Origin of the sequence: Lentzea sp. NPDC092896, assembly GCF_044754905.1 — a bacterium.
In the GTDB taxonomy this organism is placed as follows: domain Bacteria; phylum Actinomycetota; class Actinomycetes; order Mycobacteriales; family Pseudonocardiaceae; genus Lentzea.
This window is the reverse complement of sequence record NZ_JBIVPX010000015.1, coordinates 81,045-100,332: the sequence shown is the minus strand read 5'-3', so window position 1 is coordinate 100,332 and position 19,288 is coordinate 81,045. Positions and strand designations below refer to the sequence as shown.

Sequence of the window (19,288 nt, the reverse complement as noted above, 5' to 3'; positions counted from 1 at the left end):
TGAATGGCGACTCCCCCGGAGGGTCTGCACAGTGATCGATCCCGGCAGTTCCGCTTCGGCAACCGGAATGTTCGGTCCGTACCGGCTGGAGTCGCTGCTGGGCCGCGGTGGGATGGGCGAGGTCTATCGGGCCTACGACACCGTCAAAGAACGCACCGTCGCCGTGAAGCTCCTGCCGGTCGGTCTGGCGTCCGACACGGGTTACCAGGCCCGGTTCCGGCGTGAGTCCCAAGTGGCTGCCCGCCTGCGTGAGCCGCACATCATCCCGATCCACGACTTCGGCGAGATCAACGGCCAGCTGTTCATCGACATGCGCATGGTCGACGGCCTCGACCTTGGCTCCCTCCTCCGGCAGGAAGGGCCACTGGCCCCTGCCCGTGCGGTGCACATCGTCGGGCAGATCGGCGCGGCCCTCGACGCCGCGCACGCCGAGAACCTGATTCACCGCGACGTCAAGCCCTCCAACGTGATCGTCGCCGGAGTCGGCGCGGACGAGTTCGCCTATCTCATCGATTTCGGCATCGTCCACAGTTCACTCGACACCACCGCCACCGGCGACGCCGCGCTCGGCAGCCCCGCCTACACGGCACCCGAGCGGCTGCAACCAGTCCTGGCCGCGGACGCCTTCCAGAGGGCCGTCGACGTCTACGCCCTGGGCTGCGTGCTCCACGAACTCCTCACCGGGCAACTCCCGTTCCCGTGCGAGAACAACCTGGCGATGATGTTCGCCCACCTCAACACCGCGCCGCCACGCCCCAGCGCCATCCGCCCCGGTCTTCCCCCCGGACTCGACGACGTCGTCACCCGCGCACTGGCCAAGGACCCCCGCCACCGCCACCCCAGCGCCGGAGCACTGGCAACGGCGGCACGCGCCGCCCTGGCACCCCCGCGACAGCTCGTCCCGCCCCCCGCCGCGAACGCACCGGCGAGGCAGATGAGTTCAGCGGTCCCAGCGGCGCCACCGCAACGCACCCGGTTGCTGCCGGAGCACGCCCAGCCCCCGGCGGGCCCGCATCGCACGCTCCGCGGGTGGCGCGGTGGGGGCATCGCGGCGCTCGTCCTGCTCGCCGTGGCCGCGTTGATCGTCACTCTGTACCCGCAGCTCCGGTCCTGGACGTCGTCCGCCTCCACGCCGTCCAGTTCCTCAACGCCCGTCGCCACTACGTCCTCCAGCCTGCCGTCCTCCAGCCCGCCGTCCTCCAGCCCGCCGTCCTCCAGCGTCCAGACCACGACGCGCCTGCTGACGATTCCCGCCGGCGGCCCGTTGTTCGGCAACGACGAGGCACAGGAGAAGGGGCCGGCCATCTGCGAGCAAGTGGGCGGCAAGTTCAACGTGGCGTGGTTCACCCCCGGCCAGACCGAAGGTGAATACAGCATGGTGACCTGCGCGTTCGTGTTCGAACCGACCACCAAGCGCGCCCTGGACATCGACGCCGGCGGCGCGATCTCGGACGAGGCCGACGCACGGAAGAAGGCTCCGCAGATCTGCGCCAACGCGGGTGGCACGTGGAATCGCGTGTGGCGCGACGTGGTCTCGGGCAAGTACAGCGTGGTGAACTGCACGATCGGGTTCTGAGCCGTCGATCCGTGCGGAGTCGCGACCGAGGCAGAGGGCGCACTCGAGCACGTGGAACTCGGCGATAGCCCTGTGGCTGCGCTCCTCCCGCGGTATTCGGTGGCCTGCCAAGCGCCCTGCCAGGCCCTCGCAGGTCAGCGGATGTAACGTTTCAACGCCGCAAGAGCATGCCGACCAACGTTGTTGACAACGCACCCGAACGCCGAACACCGCCGCGGTTGTTCGCGTCTTGACCGACAACGTCGTGAAGTTCTAGTGTTCGGCCCGATTGAAACGTTACAAGCAGTCTCGGCGTACACGTCGACTGCCGAGTTCCGCATGGCCGCCGCAGCCAAGCCCGCTCCGATTCAGGAGGTGCTGTATGCGCGCGCCATCACGTCGAACAGCCTTTTCCGCCAGTGTTCTGCTGGTGCTGGCCCTGGCCGGTGCGCCGTCGTCCGCTGCCCAGGGTCCACCTGCCCTGCCCGCCGCACTGGCCGCGGTGGCAGCACCACCCGGCGCGATCGCGGCGCTCACCCTGTCGCCCACGTCCCGAACCGTGCGGCCTGCCGGGGTGCAGGGAACCTCCGGGTCGGTGGCCGACCCGCAGAACGTGCTGAACGGGGCTCCGACCCGGATCTCCGGGACGAACTCGTCGATCACCCTGGACTTCGGCAAGGAGGTCGGCGGGATCGCGACGTTGTCCTTCGGTGCCACCAGTGGCGGGCAACAGGTAGGGCTGGCGTTCAGCGAGTCCTCGCAGTACGTCGGCAGGGACAGTGACGCCAGCAGCGGCGGGCAGCCGGACCGCGCCATCTTCGGCAACGCCACGACCGACGGCACCTACGTCATGCCGGCACCGAGGCTGCGTGGCGGGTTCCGCTACCTGACGATCTTCCTCCGCACGTCGGGCTGGGTGGACCTCACCGGTGTCTCGCTGAACTTCACGCCCGCGCCCGGCAAGTCCAACCCCGCCGCCTACGCGAACTACTTCTACTCCAGCGACAACCTGCTCAACAGGATCTGGTACGCCGGTGCGTACACCGTGCAGACCAACGTCATCGCGTCGAACCAGGGCCGCGCCTGGCCGCCACCACCGTCCGAATGGGACAACAGCGCGACCGTCGGCGTCGGGAACAGCGTGCTGGTCGACGGCGCGAAGCGGGATCGGACGGTGTGGCCGGGCGACCTCGGCCTGGCGGTCCCGACCGCCTACGCGTCGATGCACGAACTGGAGTCCACGCGCAACGCACTGTCCACGATGTACAACGTGCAGGCCGGAAACGGTGAGATCCCGTGGTCCGGCCCGCCGTTCAACCTCAAGGGCTCCGACACCTACCACACCTGGACCCTGTACGGGACCTCGTTGTACTACAACTACTCCGCCGACCGGGCCTGGCTCGACTCGGTGTGGGAGAACTACACCCGCGGCATGCGGTTCATCATCGCCAAGATCGGCGGCAACAACCTGCTGAACGTGACGCAGACCCAGGACTGGGCACGCAGCGGCCAGGGCGGCGAGAACATCCAGGCGAACGCGCTGCTCTACGCCGCACTCATCGGCGGCGTCACCCTCGCGCGGGTCAAAGGGGACAACGCGCTCGCGGACAGCTACGCCGGCCGGGCCGCCTCGCTCAAAGCCGCCGCGAACGCCCGGCTCTGGGACGCGAACGCGGGCCTGTACCGGGACAACCCCTCCAGCACCCTGTACCCGCAGGACGGCAACTCGCTGGCCGTCTGGTTCGGCCTGACCGACTCCTCAGCCAAGGCGACCACCATCGTCAGCAGGCTCCGCAGCCGGTGGAACGCCCTCGGCGCGACGACGCCCGAGTGGGGCGGCGGCGTGCACCCGTTCACCGGCGGCATGGAGGTGCACGCGCGCTTCACCGCCAACGACGACTTCACCGCCCTCGACCAGATCCGCCGCACCTGGGGCTACATGCTGGACAGTCCGATCGGTACCAAGAGCACCTTCTGGGAGGGCATGAACGCCGACGGCAGCTTTGCCTACGGCGGTTCGTTCATGAGCCTGGCGCACGGCTGGTCGAGCGGCCCGACCTCCGCGCTGACGTTCCACGTGCTCGGCACCGCACCGGAACCCCAGGTCGGCCAGTACCGGTTCGTCCCGCATCCCGGCGACCTGACCAGTGCGGAGGGACGCATCACCCTGCCTCAGGGACAGCTCGACGCTTCCTGGGTGCGCAATTCCGCGGCGGGCACCTACACCGCCCGGCTCACGAGTCCCAGCGGCACGACCGGCCGGATCGGGGTGCCCAAGCTCAGTGGTGTGAACGTGTCCGTGTCCGTCAACGGCGCGGAGGTGTGGCGCAACGGGACCTTCACCCCGCGCCCCGGCATCGGCGGCGGTTACCAGGACGCCGACCACGTGTACCTGACCGGCGTGGCCGCGGGCACCTACGACGTGACCGCCTCCGGGCTCGGCAACCCGCTCCCTCCACAACCTCCTGCCGCGGCTGAACTTCCGGCCGGATTCACGCACTGTGCGAACGAATCGGGCCGATGCGCCTTCAGCGGCACGCGCAGCGTGGCCTACGGAGCCGGTGGCTACAGCTTCAGGACCGCGACCTCGGCGACCGACTGCACGAATGACGCGTTCGGCGGCGATCCTGCCCAGAACCTGGTCAAGGCCTGTTACGTCGCCCCGCTCGGCGGCCCGGCCGGATACACCCAATGCGCGAGCGAGAACGGCACCTGCGCCTTCACCGGATACGGCAGGACAGTGGCCTACGGCGCCAACGGAGCCTTTGTGCAACGAGTGTTCACCTCGAGCACGCAGTGCACGAACGGGGTGTTCGGCGATCCGATCGCGAACGTCGGCAAGGCCTGTTACCTCGCGCCGGATGGTCCGCCCGCAGGTGGCTGGAGCCGGTGCGCGGGCGAAGGAGCGACCTGCGCGACGGTCAGCGGCCAGCCGGTCGCCTACGGTGCCTACGGCGCGTTCCGCCAGGTCATCGCTTCCGGTGCAACGACCTGTTCGAACGCGGCGTTCGGCGGCGACCCGATCCCCGGTGAGTCGAAGGCCTGCTACACAAGGGAAGGCGCCCCACCCGGCTACGGCACGTCGTGCGCGGCAGAGGGAAGCACCTGCGGGTTCGGCGGACAACGCACCGTGGCGTTCGGTGCCCGTGGAGCGTTCGTCTACCGGTCCTTCACCGGTGGGACGCCCTGCACCGCCACGGCGTTCGGTGCCGACCCGCTCAGCGGTGTGCCGAAGTCCTGCTATCTGACCCCCTAGCGTTTACCGAAGTATTTCCGTGCGGCGCCGGTGATCGCGGACACGACACCGGCGCCGAAAGTCAGCGGTCACAGATTCGGGGCCTGTCCGGTCTTCCTGAACGTGAGCCAATCCCTGGAATCGAGCACCGGCATCAGCGAGCCGGTCGTCGTGATCAAGAACTACACCGTGCCGGCCGACGAGGCCGAGCACTTCGTCGAGGTGTACCGGGAGAACGCGCGGATCATGTCGGCCCAGCCCGGCTTCGTGCGCTCCCGCCTGCACAGGCCACTCGCCGGCGGACCGGACACGCGGTTCGTCCACGTCGCGGAGTGGAGCTCGGGAACCGATCTGGACAAGGCCGTCGTCAACCCCGAGTGGCGTGCGTCGCTGCAGCGCATGTTCGACGACCCCGGTCTGAACATCACCTCGGAACCCGCCTCCTACCGGGTAGTGGTCGAGCTACGACCCTCGGGCAGGGCGATCGAGACCGTCGAGGACCTCCGCCGGCACCTGCAACGGGCCATCGAGCTGGAGCACGCGACCATCCCTCCGTACCTCTGCGCCCTGTACTCAATGGACCCGAACCGCAACGCCGAGGCCGCGCAGGTCGTCGGCAGCGTGCTCGCGGAGGAGATGCTGCACCTGGCACTGGCGGCGAACCTGCTCAACGCGGTCGGCGGCGAGCCCAGGCTCGACACCCCCGAGTTGCTGCGGCCGTACCCGCACCCGTTGCCGCACGGCGACCGGTCCCTCCAGATCCAGCTCCTCTCGTTCGGCCAGGAGGCCCTGGAGCTGTTCCTGCGGATCGAGAAGCCGGCTTCGGTCGACGCCCCGGCCGAAGCGGACGGGTACGAAACGATCGGGCAGTTCTACGCCGCCGTCGAGGCGGGGATCCGCGGGCTGTGCGACGAACTGGGCGAGGACGCCGTCTTCACCGGTGACCCGGCCCGGCAGGTCGGCGAGTTCCACCTGCGCGGTGGTGGTGGCGCGGTCATCCCGGTGCACGACCTGAAGTCCGCGCTGGCGGCGCTCACCGAGATCACCGAGCAGGGCGAGGGAGCCGCACGGACCGACGTCTGGGACGGCGATCGCGACGTCTTCCACCCCGAACGAGACGAGGTGGCGCACTACTACCGGTTCCAGGAGCTCAAGCACGGTCGCCGCTACCAGACCGGCGACACGCCGCAGTCCGGTCCGACCGGTGAGCCGATCGCGGTCGACTTCGACGCGGTCATGCCCATGCGGCCGAACCCGCGCACCACCGAACACCCGGAGGGCAGCGACATCCGCGTGGCCCAGGAGCGGTTCAACACCACCTACTGCCTGCTGCTGCAGCAGCTCGAAGAGGCGTTCAACGGAGATCCCACGCGCCTCGGCTCCACCGTCGGCACCATGTACCAGGTGAAGACCCAGGCCCAGGCGCTGATGACGACGCCGCTGGAGGACGGGACGGCGACAGCGGGCCCGACGTTCGAGTACGTGCCGCCCAGCCTGCGGACCTGACCTGGTCAGGGGTGGATCTGCAGCCCGACACCCGAATCGAGCCGGAGCGACTCGAGGATGACGAAGGTGGTGCTGACGGTGAAGACGTCAGCCGCGGCGAGGACCCCGGCGTACTTCTCGGCGACGGGCGCGGCGGCCTGCTCGGACGCCGTGTCGAGGTACGCCTTGACAGCGGCCCACGCGTTGTGACCGTACTTCGCGTAGAACGGGCTCGGGTCCACTGTGGACAAGGCGGTCCGGGCGCTCTCGGCGATGTCGGCGATGTACCTCTGGTGCAGCGCGACGTCGTCGCGGGTGCCCAGACGGCCGAGGTGCCCACCGATGAAGTGCCGCCACGGGAACGACAGTGCCTCGGCCGGTGCCGCCATCGCGCCGGGCACGTCGCTGTTGACGTTGAACGCGGCGAACGATCCCCAGCCCGGCACGACGACGTCGATGAGCATCAACGTGTCGTGGCTCGGCAGGTGGACGTAGATGTTGTCCGGCGTGTGGTTGGCGCCCCGCCAGGCCAGGTCGATGCGTTCCCCGCCGACCATCAGCGTGTGGTCGTGGTCGAACACGACATCAGGTGCGGGCCGCACCGGGTCGCCGGCCCGCAGCAGCAGCCTTCTGTTCTCGGCGTGCCCGATTCGCACCACGTCGGGTCCGAACAGCGAGGACGCGCCGATGTGGTCGGCGTGGTGGTGGGAGTACACGAGGTGGGTGACCTCGCTGGACGCACCGGTGGCCGCGGCGATCTCGTCGACGGCCCGCTGCAGGTTGTGCCCGATGGTCGGGGGCGCGTCGAACAGGACGACCCCGTCGGGCGTGGTCAGGAAGGCCGCCTGGTAGCCGCCGTCGGTGACCCAGTAGAGGTTCTTCTCCACCCGTCCGACGTGGTAACCGTGCTCGTTGACGGCGGGGCCGAGTGCGGACGGGGGAACCGGCGCGTAGTCCGGCAGTTCAGTGGTCATGGGCCCAGGTTCGTCACCGGGCAGGTGAGTCGTCATCACCGGAATCCGGTGATCCTCGAGAACGGATTCGGCCCGTGTCCGAGCTGATCCCCCGCCACGACCTGGTCACCGCGCTGAACCAGGCGATCGGCAGGAAGGTCACCGTCGTCACCGCGCCCGCGGGCAGCGGGAAGTCGTCGCTGCTGCGCCTGTGGGCGGATCAGCACGGCGGCCGGGTCGCCGTCGTGCCGGCGCGGCCCGGCCTGCGGTTCTGGTTCGCCGTGCTCAGCGCGCTCCGGGCCGCGCTCTCGCGGACACCGCCGTTCGCGGCGCCGGGTTGTGACGGCCACGCGAAAGTGCTCGCCGAACTCGGCACGATCCACGAGCCGCTCGTCCTGGTCGTCGACGACGCACACGAACTGGACTCCGCGGCCCCGCTGGCCGCGCTGCTGGCGGACCTCCCACCGCACGTGCACGCGATCGTGGCCACCCGCCACGACCTGCGGCTGGGCCTGCACGGACTGCGGCTGGCCGGGCAGCTGGCGGAGATCCGCGCCGACCGGATGCGCTTCACGGCCGAGGAGACCCGCGAGCTGGTGGCCGCCGCGGGCACACGCCTCGCCGGTCCGGTGCTCGACCTCCTGCACCAGCGGACCGAGGGCTGGGCCGCCGGACTGCGGCTCGCGGTCCTCTCGCTCGCGGGCCATCCCGATCCGGAGCGGTTCGTGGCCGAGTTCTCCGGCAGCGACCGGACCGTCGCCGAGTACCTGATGGCGGAGATGCTGGACCGGCAGCCCGCCGGGGTTCGACGGCTGCTGCTGCGAACGTCCGTTGTGGACCAGGTGACCGGAGAGCTGGCCGACCTGCTCACCGGAACACCGGGATCGGAGCGGATTCTGCTGGAGCTGGAGGCGGCGAACAGCTTCGTCGTCGCACTGGACCCCGAGCGCACCTGGTTCCGCTACCACCGCCTCTTCGCGGGATTGCTGCGGCTGGAGCTGCGCCGGACCCAGGCCGAGGAGATCCCAGGGCTGCACCGGATCGCCGCGCACTGGTTCGCGGAGCACGCGCGACCGGCCGAGGCCGTCCGGCACCTGCAGTCCGCCCGGGACTGGACGGACGCCGCCCACCTGCTGACCGAGCACGCGCTCGGCCTGACCTTCGACGGCCAGGCGGCGACCGTGCGCACCCTGTTGCGCGCCTTCCCGTCCTCTGCCGACTCGCTCCCGTTCGTCCGCGCCGTCGACGAGCTGAACGACCTGCGCCTCGACGAAGCGGCGGCACACCTCGAGGTCGCCCGATCGACCGGCGAACACCGCGCGGTCCTGCTGGCCCTGGACCTCCTGCTGGCCCGGCTGCGTGGCCATTTCCACTGCGTGGCCGCACAGGTCGACACTCTCCCCGCCAGCGCCGAACTGCGGGCGATCGTCCTGCTGAACGCCGGCGTCACCGAAGCGTGGTCGGAACGGACCGCCGACGCCGAACGCCACCTGCTGGCGGGAGCCGCGCTGGCGCGGGACCTCGACCGCCCGTACCTGGAGGTGGCCTGCCTCGCGCACCTCGGTTTCGCGAGCGGCTCGTTCGCCTTGACGCGTCAACGGTGCGAGGAGGCGATCGCGCTGGCGGAACAGCACGGCTGGGGCGCCGAACCGGTCATCGCTCCCGCGCTGGCCACGCTCGCCTGGACGCTCGCGTGGACCGGCGAGATCGACCACGCCGCGCGGTGGCTCGACCGCGCGAAGCAGGCCAGCGGTTCGGACGCCGAGCCGGGCGTCCGATTGGTCGTGCACGTCGTGTCCGCACTTCTCGCGGGAGCCCGCGGTCACGATCGCGACGCCTTGGCGGAGTTCGCCGCCGCCCGCGAGGTCCAGGAGACGATGGCCGACGAGCACACGCTCAGCACCCAGGTCGCTGCCTGGACGATCGCCATCCGAGCCCAGGCGGAGCACGACCCCGCCGCCCTTCGCGAACTCCGGCGCGTCGGCGGGAAAGACGTCCTGACTCGCATCGAAATCCACCTGCTGACCGCTCTCGCCCGTTGCGACCTCGGTGATCATCGTGGCGCCGTCACCGCCGTCGAACAGGCGCTCGACCTCGCCGAACAGGACCGGCTCATCCTCCCGTTCGTCCTCACGGGAGCATGGAGGCTGCTGGAGTCGCTACCAGCGTGGGAAACCGCGCACGCCGCGCTCATCACGTCCGTTCTCGACGTCGTCCACAGTGGAACACCGTCCACCGCGATGCTCGCGGAGGAGCTGAGTCCCAGCGAACTGCGGGTGCTCCGCTACCTGCCCACCAACCTGACCCGGCCGGAGATCGCCAGGAGGCTGATGGTGTCGGTGAACACGGTCAACACCCACATCCGGCGGATCTACGCCAAGCTCGGCGCCACCGATCGCGGCGCGGCCGTGCAACGCGGTCGTGAGCTCCGCCTGCTGTCGGCGTCCTGACGGGCCGGCCGCGATGCCGGCGTCGACCTGCACGTCGTTGCACCGCGGCCTGGTTGCGCCGCGCCTACGCGGCCGGTCTCGACGAGCAGGCGGTCAACGCGCTCTTCACGTCCGTCCACCAGCGGACGAGGAACGAGGGCGTGGCGTGACGGCGACCGAGTTCGCACCGCGCACCGACGGTGTGGGCAAGCGGTACCGGAAGGGCTGGGCGCCGCGCGACTGCGCCCTACGATGCCTTCGACCTGCAGGGACTTGTTCCGGTGGCGTACGCGCTGTTCGCGTTCGGGGCGTTCCTCGCCGCCCGGATGGCGGTGGCGATGGTGGCCCGTCCCGCCTACGCCACCCCGCTCACCAGCACGGAGCCGGTCCCCGCCGGTGGCGCGAAGAACCAGGCCGGCTTCGCCGACTGGACGATCGAACACGGCTACGCGGACGCTACCGGGCGCAGGCTGAGCTCGACCACTACCACGGGGTCCACTGTGGACGGTCGAGCGCGAACGGCCCGGACCGCCCGGCCGACGTACGATGCGGTGGACGAGCGTCAAGCAGCCGGCGCCGTGGACTCCGCCTGCCGATGAAGGAGCCCCGTGGAGACTGCGCCAGATGAGTGAACCCGAACTCGCGTCACTGGTGGACGACCTGCCGGTGATCGTCTGGCAGGGCGAGGCGCGCGGTCGTGCGGTCACGTTCCTCTCCGGCACCGTCGAACGCCTGCTCGGCCACCCCGCGCGGCACTGGCTCGGCGATCCCGGCTTCTGGGCGGAGATCACCCATCCCGACGACCGCGAGGAGAGCCTGCGGCGGCGCTGGAGCGCGGACACCGACTACGAGACCGTGTACCGGGTGCGGACGGCCGCGGGCGACCTCGTCTGGTTGCTGGAGAAGGCGCGTGTGCACGGCGCGCTCCGCAGCGGCGTGCTGATCGACGTGACGGCACAGCACGCGGCCGACCAGCGGCAGCGGTTCCTGGACGTGCTCGACCGGGAGTCGCAGCTGCTCGACGACGCCGAGGCGCTGATGGCGCTCGCGACCCGGCTGCTCGGGGAGCACCTGAACGTGGACCGGTGCGCGTACGCGCGCACGGAGGCTGACGAGAACCACTTCGTCATGAGCGGCGACCACGCCACCGGACTTCCTCCGTTACCCGGCAGGTTCGCGATGCGGGAGTTCGGCAACGGAGCGCTGACGGCCATGCGCGCGGGTGAGCCGTGGGTAGTGCACGACGCGTTGAACGACGAGAGGCTCGAGGCCGAGGACTTCGCCGCCTACCGCGTGACGGGCATTCGAGCGGTGATCTGCCTGCCGCTGCTGCGCGGCGGCCGGTTCGTGGCCGCGATGGCGGTGCACCAGGCGACCGCACGGCGCTGGACCCGCGACGAGATCGACCTGGTGTCCGTGGTGGTGAACCGGTGCTGGGAGTCGATGCAGCGCACGCACGCCGATCGGGCGTTGCGCGACAGCGAGCAGCGCCACCGGCAGCTCGTGGAGCGCGCGACGGACGCGATCTGGCTGCTGGACCACGAGATGAGGTTCGTCTCCGTCAACCCCGCCACCGGCCACCTGCTCGGTTACCAGGCGGACGACCTGGTCGGCACCGCCATCGCCGACCTGCTCGTGGACGGACTGCCCGCCGATCTGTCCGCCTCCCAGGTGGTGCTGATGCGCCACGCCGACGCGACGACGATCGCGTTGGAGCTCAGCGTCCAGTCCACGCCGACCGGGCTGCAGGCGATCGGCAGGGACGTCACCGAGCGCCGGCGCGCCGAGGCCGAACGCGAACTGCTCCTGCAGCGCGAGCACGACATCGCGGCGGCGTTGCAGGAAAGCCTGCTGCCGCGCGAACTTCCCGACCTGGCCAGGCTCGCGACCGCGGCGCGGTACCTGCCGGCCGCGCGGCACTCCCAGATCGGCGGCGACTGGTACGAGGTCGTGCCCCTCACGAAGCACCGCGTCGGCCTGACGGTGGGCGACGTGGTGGGCAAGGGTCCGTCCGCCGCCGCGGTCATGGGTCAGCTGCGCAGTGTGCTGGCGGGCCACCTCCTCGACGGCCACTCCCCCGCGGAGTCGTTGCGGCGCTTGGACGCCTTCGCGACGCGCGTCAACGGCGCGGCCGGCAGCACGTGCGTCTGCGTCGTCTTCGACCCCGACTCCGCCGAGCTCTGCTGGGCGTCCGCGGGCCACCCGCCGCCCGTGGTCGCCGACGACTCGGGAGCCCGGTCGCTGACCGAGAAGATCGGCGCCGTGCTCGGCGCAGGCGGAGCCGCTCCCCCGCAGCACACCGCCCTTCTGCCGCCCGGCGCCTCGGTCGTGCTCTACACCGACGGTCTGGTGGAACGCCACGGCGAAGTGGTCGACCAGGGCGTGCGGAGACTCACCTCCGCCCTGAACGACGCGGCCAGGCTCGCTCCGGCGGCACTGGTCCGGCACGTACTCGACGAGATGCTGGTCAACGGCCAGTCCGACGACGTCGCGCTCGTGGTGGCACGGCACCTGCCCGCCCCGCTGCACCGGCACCTGCCCGCGTCGGCGGGAGAGCTGTCCGCGCTCCGGCGCACCGCCACGGCCTGGGCCGAGGCCGCCGGTCTGTCCGACGACGCCGTCTACGACCTGGAACTGGCGCTGGGCGAGGCAGCCACGAACGTCGTGGACCACGCCTATCCGGCCGGGGGCGGCACGTTCGACACGTCTCTGGAGTGGAGCGGCTCAGGCGTGTGGGTGTCGGTGGCCGACCACGGTCACTGGCGTCCGGAACCGGCCGACAAGGGCCACCGGGGCCGGGGGCTCGCCATGATCCGCGCGCTCAGCGACAGAACCGACCTCATCCCGGGTGAGAACGGCACGACCATCCGCTTCCACGTTCCCGCGTCGTCGGACACGCGACCCGGACCGGTCGCCGCGCACGCGACGTCCCCGGCCGCGGTGACCGGCCTGACCGACGCGGCGGACGACCAGGTGCAGCGCCTCCTGCTCACCGGCGACCTCGACATCGCCACGGTCGAGGGCCTGCGCACGCCGTTGCTGACCCGGATCGACGTCGCGGACGAACGGCCGGTGGAGGTCGACCTCACCGGGCTCGACTACCTCAGCAGCTCCGGCATCGCGTTGCTGCTCGAGGCCTTCGCGCGAGCGGAGCAACGCGGACGGACGCTGTCGCTGGTGGCGGCGACCGCCAGCGCGCCCGCACGGATCCTCGACCTGTCCGGGCTGGCCCACACCACCCGGCGGTGAGCCGGGTTCAGCCGGTGCAGTCCACCAGGGCGTACACGGTCTTGCCGCCTTCCTCGCGCGGACGGAAGCCCCACTCGCGCGAGATGTTGTCCACCACCACGATTCCCCTGCCCCGGTACTCGCCCAGGCGGGAGCGTCCGTACACCGGTTCGACCGCCGACTCGTCGTCCACCTCGACCGTCACCAGGCACGGCTCCTGGCTGCGCAGGATCCGCAGCCGGCCGGCACCGGCCGGGGTGTGGTCCAGGACGTTCGACACCAGCTCGGTCACCACGAGCTGCACGTCGTAGAGGTGGTCCTCGTCGAGGTCCCGCAACGCGGTCGTGAGCTCCCGGCGCAACGAGGACATCGTCGTGCCGGGCCGGACCAGCACGTCCATCGCGAGGGCCGTCATGCCAGCCGCCGCAACAGGAACAGGGCGATGTCGTCCTGCTTGCCCTGGCCGAGCTCGGTCAGCAGGCGGTCGGCCAGTTCGTCCATGTCGTCGTGGTGCGACACGGCGGCGCGCAGCTTCTCCATGCCCTCGTCCAGGTCCATGCCGGGTCGTTCGATGAGGCCGTCGGTCGTCAGCAGCACGGTGGTGCCGCGCGGCAACGGCAGCTCGGTGGCCTCGGGCCGGTCCAGCCCGATGCCGAGCAGCGGTCCCTTGACCGGGAGGTACCGGGCACCCTGGTCGTCGGCGATCAGCGGTGGCACGTGGCCCGCGTTCGCGACCTCCATCGTGCCCGCCCGCAGATCCACCAGCACCAGGCACATGGTCGTGAGACCGCCGGTCGGGTGGAACCGCTCCAGCAGCAGGTCGGTCCGGCGCAGGATCTCCGCCGGCCGGTGCCCCTCGACGGCGTAGGCGCGCAGGGTGTGGCGCACCTCGGCCATCACCGTCGCGGCCTCGATCGAGTGGCCGCACACGTCACCGATGGCGATCAGCATGCGGCCGTCCAGCTCGATCACGTCGTAGAAGTCGCCACCGATCTCGGCGTTGCTCGACGCGGGCACGTACCTGGCCGTCATCGGCAGCTCGGGGTGGTGCGGCAACGTGCGGGGCAGCAGGCTGCGCTGCAGGGTGAGCGCGAGCGAGTGCTCCTCGGCGAAGGTGTGCAGGCCTTCCGCCGCCAGCGCCGTCGCCTGGGCGAGCTGGCGCAGCAGGTTGCGGTCGTCGTCGCCGGTCACCGCCGAGGGCAGGACCGCGATGCCGATGGGCGCCCTGCGCGGTTTCGTGCGTGCGAGCGCGGCCGTCACCGGAGATTCCGGGTGCCACGGGGCGGCATCGGCCTCGATCATCGTGACGCCCACACCGGGGTTGAGCGCCGCCATCCAGTTCCCGACGTCGGCGTTGTCCAGGCGGAACCGGGCCTCCGGCCGCCTGGCGCCCGCCGTCGCGACGCAGACGACGCCGGACGGACTGGTGACGACGGCGGTCGCCTCCCCGTCGAGCACGTCGGCGGCCCCGATCGCGGCGGCCTCGGCCAGCGCGTCGAACGTCATCGCCGCGTTGATGGCGAACGTCGAGGTGGTCAGCCGCGTGAGCTTGGCGGCGAGGTGTTCGGCGAGGGCGCGGGCCCGGTGGTAGCGCAGCGCCGCCTCGACGTTGGCCAGCAGCTCACCGGGGTCGACGGGTTCGGTGAGGTAGGCGTCCGCTCCCCTGGTGAGCCCGACGACCTTGTCCTCGGGCTCGATGTAGGTCGCGGACAGCATCACGACGGGGATGGAGCTGGTGCGCGGATCTGCCTTGATCCGCTCGGTGACGTCGTACCCGCTCATGTCGGGCAAATGCACGTCGAGCAGCACGAGGTCGAACAGCTCGGTCTCCAGGGCGACGAGCGCCTCCGCGGCCGTCGTCGCCTCGACGACCGTGTGGCCGCTGCGGCGCAGCCAGCTGCACGCGATGAACCGGCTCGCGTCCAGGTCGTCCACCACGAGGACCCTGGCCGGTCCTCCGCCCATGGCTGTCGGGTTCATCGGCCGTCCGTTCTGCGCACGGTGAGCTGGGCGTCCCTGATCGCACGGTTCACCGTCTCCGGGGAGATCCTCGCCTCGTGCAGCATCGCGGCACCGAGGCTGTGCACGCTGCGCGCGAGACCGCCGGGGTCGTCACCGCACACGATGACCACCGGTACCCGTTTCAGGTCCGGATCAAGCCTCAGCACGGACAGGACCGCGCTACCGCTCATCAGGGGCGCGCTCGCGCTCACCAGGACGAGGTCGGGCTGCCGTTGCTTCGCGACGTTGATGGCGCTGCGGCCGTCCTCGGTCTCGATGATCTCGCCCGCGATGCCCTCCAGCGCGTCACGCAGCTGCTTGCGGCCCTTCTCGTCGCCGTCAGCGATCAGCGCGCACGCGACCGGTGCGGGTCGCGCGAACTCGTCCGTGGCGCTGGGCAGGGTCAGCGCGACCTCCGTGCCCGTGCCCGGCGTGCTGGTCAGCGTCAGCGTGCCGCCGAGGATCTCGGCGAGCTTGCGCGCGTAGGACAGGCCCAGGCCCGTACCGCTCACGCCGACCTGCAGCGCGTTCGGCACCTGGTAGAACTCCTCGAACACCCGGTCCTGCTCGGCGGGCGGGATGCCGATCCCGGTGTCGGTGACGACGAACCGGATCTCGTCCGGTGCCGGCCCCTGTTCGGCGGTGAAGTGGATCTCGCCCTGCCTGGTGAACTTCACCGCGTTCGACAGGACGTTGCGCAGGATGCGCACGAGCATCGTCTCGTCGGTGACCAGCGACGGCAGTTCCCGGAGCGGATCGACCACCAGCCGCACGTCACCGGAGCGCAACGTCGGCCGCACCGCGGACCTCAGCTGCGTGATCACGTAGTCGAGCGCTACGGGAGCCATCCGCGGCTGCAGACTGCCCGACTCGGCCTTGGCGGTGTCGAGCAGCTCGTTGACCAGCGCGAGCAACGTCGCCGCCGACTCGTTGATCAGGTCCACGTGGTGACGCTGGTCGTCGGTCATCGGGTCGCCGCCCGGTGCGCCGAGCAGCCGGGTCAGGCCGACGACGGAGTTGATCGGCGCGCGCAGCTCGTGGCTGATGTTGGACCAGAACCGGATGCGCGCGGCGGCCGCGTCGCGCAGCTCCGCGGACTTCGCCTCCAGCTCCGCGTACAGGGCGACCACACCCTGGTTCGTCTGTTCCAGCTCGTCGGACAGCTCCTGGTAGAGGGCGACGACGCCGCGGTTGGTCTCCTCCAGCTCGGCGTTGACGCGCTCCAGCTCCGCGCTCTTCGCCTCCAGGTTCTCGAGCGTCTCCAGGAGCTCCTGGTTCTGCGCACGCAGCTCGTCCAGCGCGTTGGCGCCCGTGCTCTCGCGCAGTTCGCGGAGCAGCCCCTCGTCGAGCGTGACGACGCTCTGCACGTTCTTCGTCAGCGTCACGCCGGTCTCGGTGATGAGCAGCTCGTCCATCAGCCTGCGCGCGGTGTCCCAGCCGGGACCGGCACCGGTCACCGCCTGGGCCTGCCAGGTCAGTTCGACGAGCAGCGCCGGAACCGGTCCGCGCCGGAGCAGGAAGACGGCGCTCGTGCTGACGTCCTGCCGCACCAGCTCCCGGCCGACGTCGCTGAGCGCCGTCGCCACCCGGATCTGGTTCTGCCCGTCGAGCCCGGCCGCGACCGCGACCTGGCGCCCGCGCTGACGAAGCAGGAACACGTCCCGCTCGTCGCTGACCACCAGGCGCAGCAGCTCGACGGCGGTCATGCCGGTCTGGCCACGAGCACGCAGGCGTCGTCGTTGCGCACCCCGGCGTCCCTGAGCAACGTCGTCGCGATCAGCACCGGCGGGTCGAGGATCAGGTCGCTGACCTGGTCGACGCCCCAGCGTTCGGTCAGGCCGTCGGAGTGCATCACGACCACCGCCTTGTCCGGCAGCTGGTAGTCGTACGCACGGATCGTGCGTGCCTGATGTCCTGCCACGCCGGGTACCGAGATCATGCCCTGCTTGCGGCCGTCCGCGAGTACGGCGGCGGCGATGTTGCCCAGACCGCAGTACCGCACGGTCCTGGCGACGAGATCGATGTCGGCGACGGCCACCGCTCCGCCACGGGTGCCGCGCAACTCCGCGTGCAGGCGCGCGACGACCTGGTCCGGTGGCAGCGGCGGCAGGTCGCGGAACAGTCGCACGGCGGCGTCGGACGCGGCCGCCGCCAGAGGTCCGTGCCCGGACCCGTCGCACATCATCAGGGTGAGGCGGTCCGCGCTCCGGCGGACGGCGTAGGCGTCCCCGCACACGTCCTCACCGTTGATCGGCCTGGTGATCCCGGCCGCGCTCTCCCTGCCCCATTCGGGTTCGCGGTCCCGCAGGAGCTCGAACCGGGCCACGAGCGCGGTCCCCACGCCCGGGCGCGAGGTCATGGAACACGAGGTCGCGAGCCTCGCCACCGCGCCGAGGCCAACGCCGAGGGTGCCGGTCGTGGACTGCCCGTCCTCCCACGCCAGTGCCAGGTCACCGATGCCGGGACCGCGGTCCACGGCGACGATCTCCACCGCCGCGTCCCGCAGGCCTCGCAGCGAACGGACCACGACGACACCCTGCCGGGCGTGCTTGTGCAGGTTGGTGCTGATCTCGGTGGCCGCGAGCCCGATCTCCGCCGTGCGCGTCGGGCTGAAGCCCAGGCGCTCGGCGAGTGCCGTGGCCGCGCGCCGGACCCTGCCCACCTGCGCGGTCTCCTCGACCGGCAGCCAGGCCTCGTCGCGCACCAGGGGCAGGCAGGTCGTCGCGGTCACCTCTTCCACTTGACCACCGTCACGACCGTGCCGCGGCCGACCTCGGTGTCGAGGTCGAACTGGTCCACCAGGCGACGGGCACCGCTCAGGCCGAGGCCGAGGCCGCTCCCGCTGCTCCAGCCGTCGGCGAGCGCGAGCGTGAGGTCCGGAATCCCGGGGCCCTCGTCGTGGAACGACGCGCGCACTCCTGCCCGCCGGCCGTCGCTGACCTCCTCGACGCGGGCGAAGCCTCCGCCCCCGTAGATCAGCGTGTTGCGGGCGAGTTCGCTGGCCGCCGTGACCAGTTTCGTCTGGTCGACCAGCGAGAGCTTGGTCTGCTGGGCATACGTGCGCACGAGCTGACGCACGCGGACCACATCATCGTCACCGCTGATGGGAACCTCTTCCGGTCCGTCAGACCGGGGCGGCATCAGGCGTCCCGTCCGCGACCGAGTTGTCCCAGGATCTTCATCCCACGTTCGAGGTCGAGGGCCGTGCGCACGCCACCGAGCGTGAGCCCCAGCTCCACCAACGTGATGGCCACGGCCGGACGCATCCCCACCACGACGGTGTCGGCGTCGAACAACCGGGAGATCGACGCGATCGTGGCGAACATCCGCCCGATGAACGAGTCGACGATCTCGACCGCCGAGATGTCGATGACCACGCCGTGGGCGCCGGTCGCGCTGATCCTCTCCGCCAGGTCCTCCTGCAGCGCCAGCACGCTCTGGTCCTGCAGGTCGATCTGGATGGAGACCAGAAGCACGCCGCCGATCTTCAGGATCGGGACGCGTTCCATCAGCGGACCTCGTTGCGCACCACGTTGACGCCTTCGCGGCGCAACGTGTGCCGCAGGGCGTCGGCGAGGGAGGCCTTGGTGACGATGTCGCCGAACTCGATGCCCAACGCCACGATCGTCTGCGCGATCTGCGGACGGATGCCGGAGACGATGCACTCGGCACCCATCAGCCGTGCCGCGACCACCGTCTTGAGCAGGTGCTGGGCGACCTGGGTGTCCACGGCGAAGACACCGGTGATGTCGATGATCGCGTGCTCGGAACCGGTCTCCACCAGTGCTTCGAGCAGCTTCTCCATGACGACCTGGGTGCGCGCGGAGTCGAGCGTGCCCACCAGCGGCACCGCCAGCACGCCCTCCCAGATCTTCACGACCGGGGTGGTGAGCTCGAGCAGCTGCTCCGACTGCTCCCGGATGATCTCCTCGCGTGCCCGCGCGTAGAAGTCGAACGTCAGCAGGCCGAGCGCGTCCAGCAACCCGGAGAATCCCAGGATCTGCCGGAACAGCTCAGGGTCGTTGTCGTTCTCGGTGAGGTCGAACACCTCGCGCTTGAGGGAGAACACGCTCGACGCGGTCTCCGTCGGTGTGAAGCCCGCCCGCACCCTGGAGCGCGAGTACTCCTCCAGGAACGACCGGATGTCGCCGAACTCCGCCCCGCTGACGTCCTTGCCGTCGTTGCCGACGAGAGGCAGCAGCGCCGCGAAGAGCTCTCTGAAGTCGGATTCCAGTTCCGACCTCGTCGACCGTCCGCGCAGCAGGGCCGAGACAGCTCCCACCCAGTTGTCGATCAGCGGTTCCGCGTTGGCCCGCAACAACTCGGTCAAGCGGTGGGTGTGCCCTGCGTCTGCGGTCACTCAAAGCCTCCTCAGGCGGACGATGATCGTGCAGACAGTAGC

General features: G+C 70.6%; 14 protein-coding genes. 6 read left to right on the top strand and 8 right to left on the bottom strand.

Annotation, left to right across the window (positions count from 1 at the left end; translation table 11 throughout):
- The first annotated feature begins 31 nt into the window (after positions 1-31).
- From ACIQF0_RS44605 to ACIQF0_RS44595, 3 genes are all read left to right on the top strand, one after another.
- Positions 32-1,576, top strand: a complete 1,545-nt coding sequence (locus ACIQF0_RS44605; protein ID WP_401040619.1) for a serine/threonine-protein kinase — start codon at positions 32-34, stop codon at positions 1,574-1,576.
- A gap of 409 nt (positions 1,577-1,985) precedes the next feature.
- Positions 1,986-4,811 carry an MGH1-like glycoside hydrolase domain-containing protein gene (locus tag ACIQF0_RS44600; RefSeq protein WP_401040617.1) on the top strand — a complete coding sequence of 942 codons (2,826 nt, stop codon included), beginning with the start codon at positions 1,986-1,988 and terminating at the stop codon, positions 4,809-4,811.
- 102 nt (positions 4,812-4,913) lie between these two features.
- A complete protein-coding gene (locus ACIQF0_RS44595) occupies positions 4,914-6,296 on the top strand; it encodes a ferritin-like domain-containing protein (protein ID WP_401040614.1) in 1,383 nt (460 codons plus the stop codon).
- A gap of 5 nt (positions 6,297-6,301) precedes the next feature.
- On the opposite strand, the gene ACIQF0_RS44590 is transcribed toward ACIQF0_RS44595, so the two are convergent.
- Positions 6,302-7,249: an MBL fold metallo-hydrolase gene (locus ACIQF0_RS44590; protein WP_401040612.1), complete on the bottom strand. Its 948-nt coding sequence runs from the start codon at positions 7,247-7,249 to the stop codon at positions 6,302-6,304.
- A 74-nt stretch (positions 7,250-7,323) separates the two neighbouring features.
- Here ACIQF0_RS44590 and ACIQF0_RS44585 point away from each other — a divergent pair, with 74 nt between their 5' ends.
- The 3 genes from ACIQF0_RS44585 (at position 7,324) to ACIQF0_RS44575 (ending at position 12,906) form a co-directional block, all read left to right on the top strand.
- Entirely contained in the window at positions 7,324-9,678 is a 2,355-nt protein-coding gene (locus ACIQF0_RS44585; RefSeq protein ID WP_401040609.1) for a LuxR C-terminal-related transcriptional regulator, read from the top strand.
- Between the two features lie 260 nt (positions 9,679-9,938).
- A complete protein-coding gene (locus ACIQF0_RS44580; RefSeq protein ID WP_401040608.1) occupies positions 9,939-10,256 on the top strand; it encodes a hypothetical protein in 318 nt (105 codons plus the stop codon).
- A 25-nt stretch (positions 10,257-10,281) separates the two neighbouring features.
- Positions 10,282-12,906 (top strand): SpoIIE family protein phosphatase, encoded by a 2,625-nt coding sequence (locus tag ACIQF0_RS44575; RefSeq protein WP_401040606.1) that lies wholly within the window; start codon positions 10,282-10,284, stop codon positions 12,904-12,906.
- Between the two features lie 7 nt (positions 12,907-12,913).
- Here the strand turns inward: ACIQF0_RS44575 and ACIQF0_RS44570 are convergent, their stop codons facing one another.
- Genes ACIQF0_RS44570 through ACIQF0_RS44540 form a run of 7 tightly spaced genes read right to left on the bottom strand, consistent with a single transcriptional unit; the run spans position 12,914 to position 19,246 of the window.
- Positions 12,914-13,300 (bottom strand): ATP-binding protein, encoded by a 387-nt coding sequence (locus ACIQF0_RS44570; RefSeq protein ID WP_401040603.1) that lies wholly within the window; start codon positions 13,298-13,300, stop codon positions 12,914-12,916.
- A complete protein-coding gene (locus ACIQF0_RS44565) occupies positions 13,297-14,865 on the bottom strand; it encodes a SpoIIE family protein phosphatase (RefSeq protein ID WP_401040600.1) in 1,569 nt (522 codons plus the stop codon). The genes ACIQF0_RS44570 and ACIQF0_RS44565 overlap by 4 nt, the downstream gene beginning before the upstream one ends.
- A complete protein-coding gene (locus tag ACIQF0_RS44560; RefSeq protein ID WP_401040597.1) occupies positions 14,862-16,592 on the bottom strand; it encodes an ATP-binding protein in 1,731 nt (576 codons plus the stop codon). Before ACIQF0_RS44560 ends, ACIQF0_RS44565 begins: the two co-directional genes overlap by 4 nt.
- Complete coding sequence (locus tag ACIQF0_RS44555) at positions 16,589-17,626, bottom strand: ATP-binding protein (RefSeq protein WP_401040595.1); 1,038 nt, start codon at positions 17,624-17,626, stop codon at positions 16,589-16,591. Before ACIQF0_RS44555 ends, ACIQF0_RS44560 begins: the two co-directional genes overlap by 4 nt.
- Positions 17,614-18,027 (bottom strand): ATP-binding protein, encoded by a 414-nt coding sequence (locus tag ACIQF0_RS44550; RefSeq protein ID WP_401040592.1) that lies wholly within the window; start codon positions 18,025-18,027, stop codon positions 17,614-17,616. The genes ACIQF0_RS44555 and ACIQF0_RS44550 overlap by 13 nt, the downstream gene beginning before the upstream one ends.
- Positions 18,027-18,395, bottom strand: coding sequence for an STAS domain-containing protein (locus ACIQF0_RS44545; protein WP_401040589.1), 369 nt, complete (start codon positions 18,393-18,395; stop codon positions 18,027-18,029). Before ACIQF0_RS44545 ends, ACIQF0_RS44550 begins: the two co-directional genes overlap by 1 nt.
- The gene (locus tag ACIQF0_RS44540; protein WP_401040587.1) at positions 18,395-19,246 is read right to left on the bottom strand and encodes an STAS domain-containing protein; all 852 of its coding nucleotides are present in this window, start codon (positions 19,244-19,246) and stop codon (positions 18,395-18,397) included. Before ACIQF0_RS44540 ends, ACIQF0_RS44545 begins: the two co-directional genes overlap by 1 nt.
- Between the last annotated feature and the right edge of the window lie 42 nt (positions 19,247-19,288).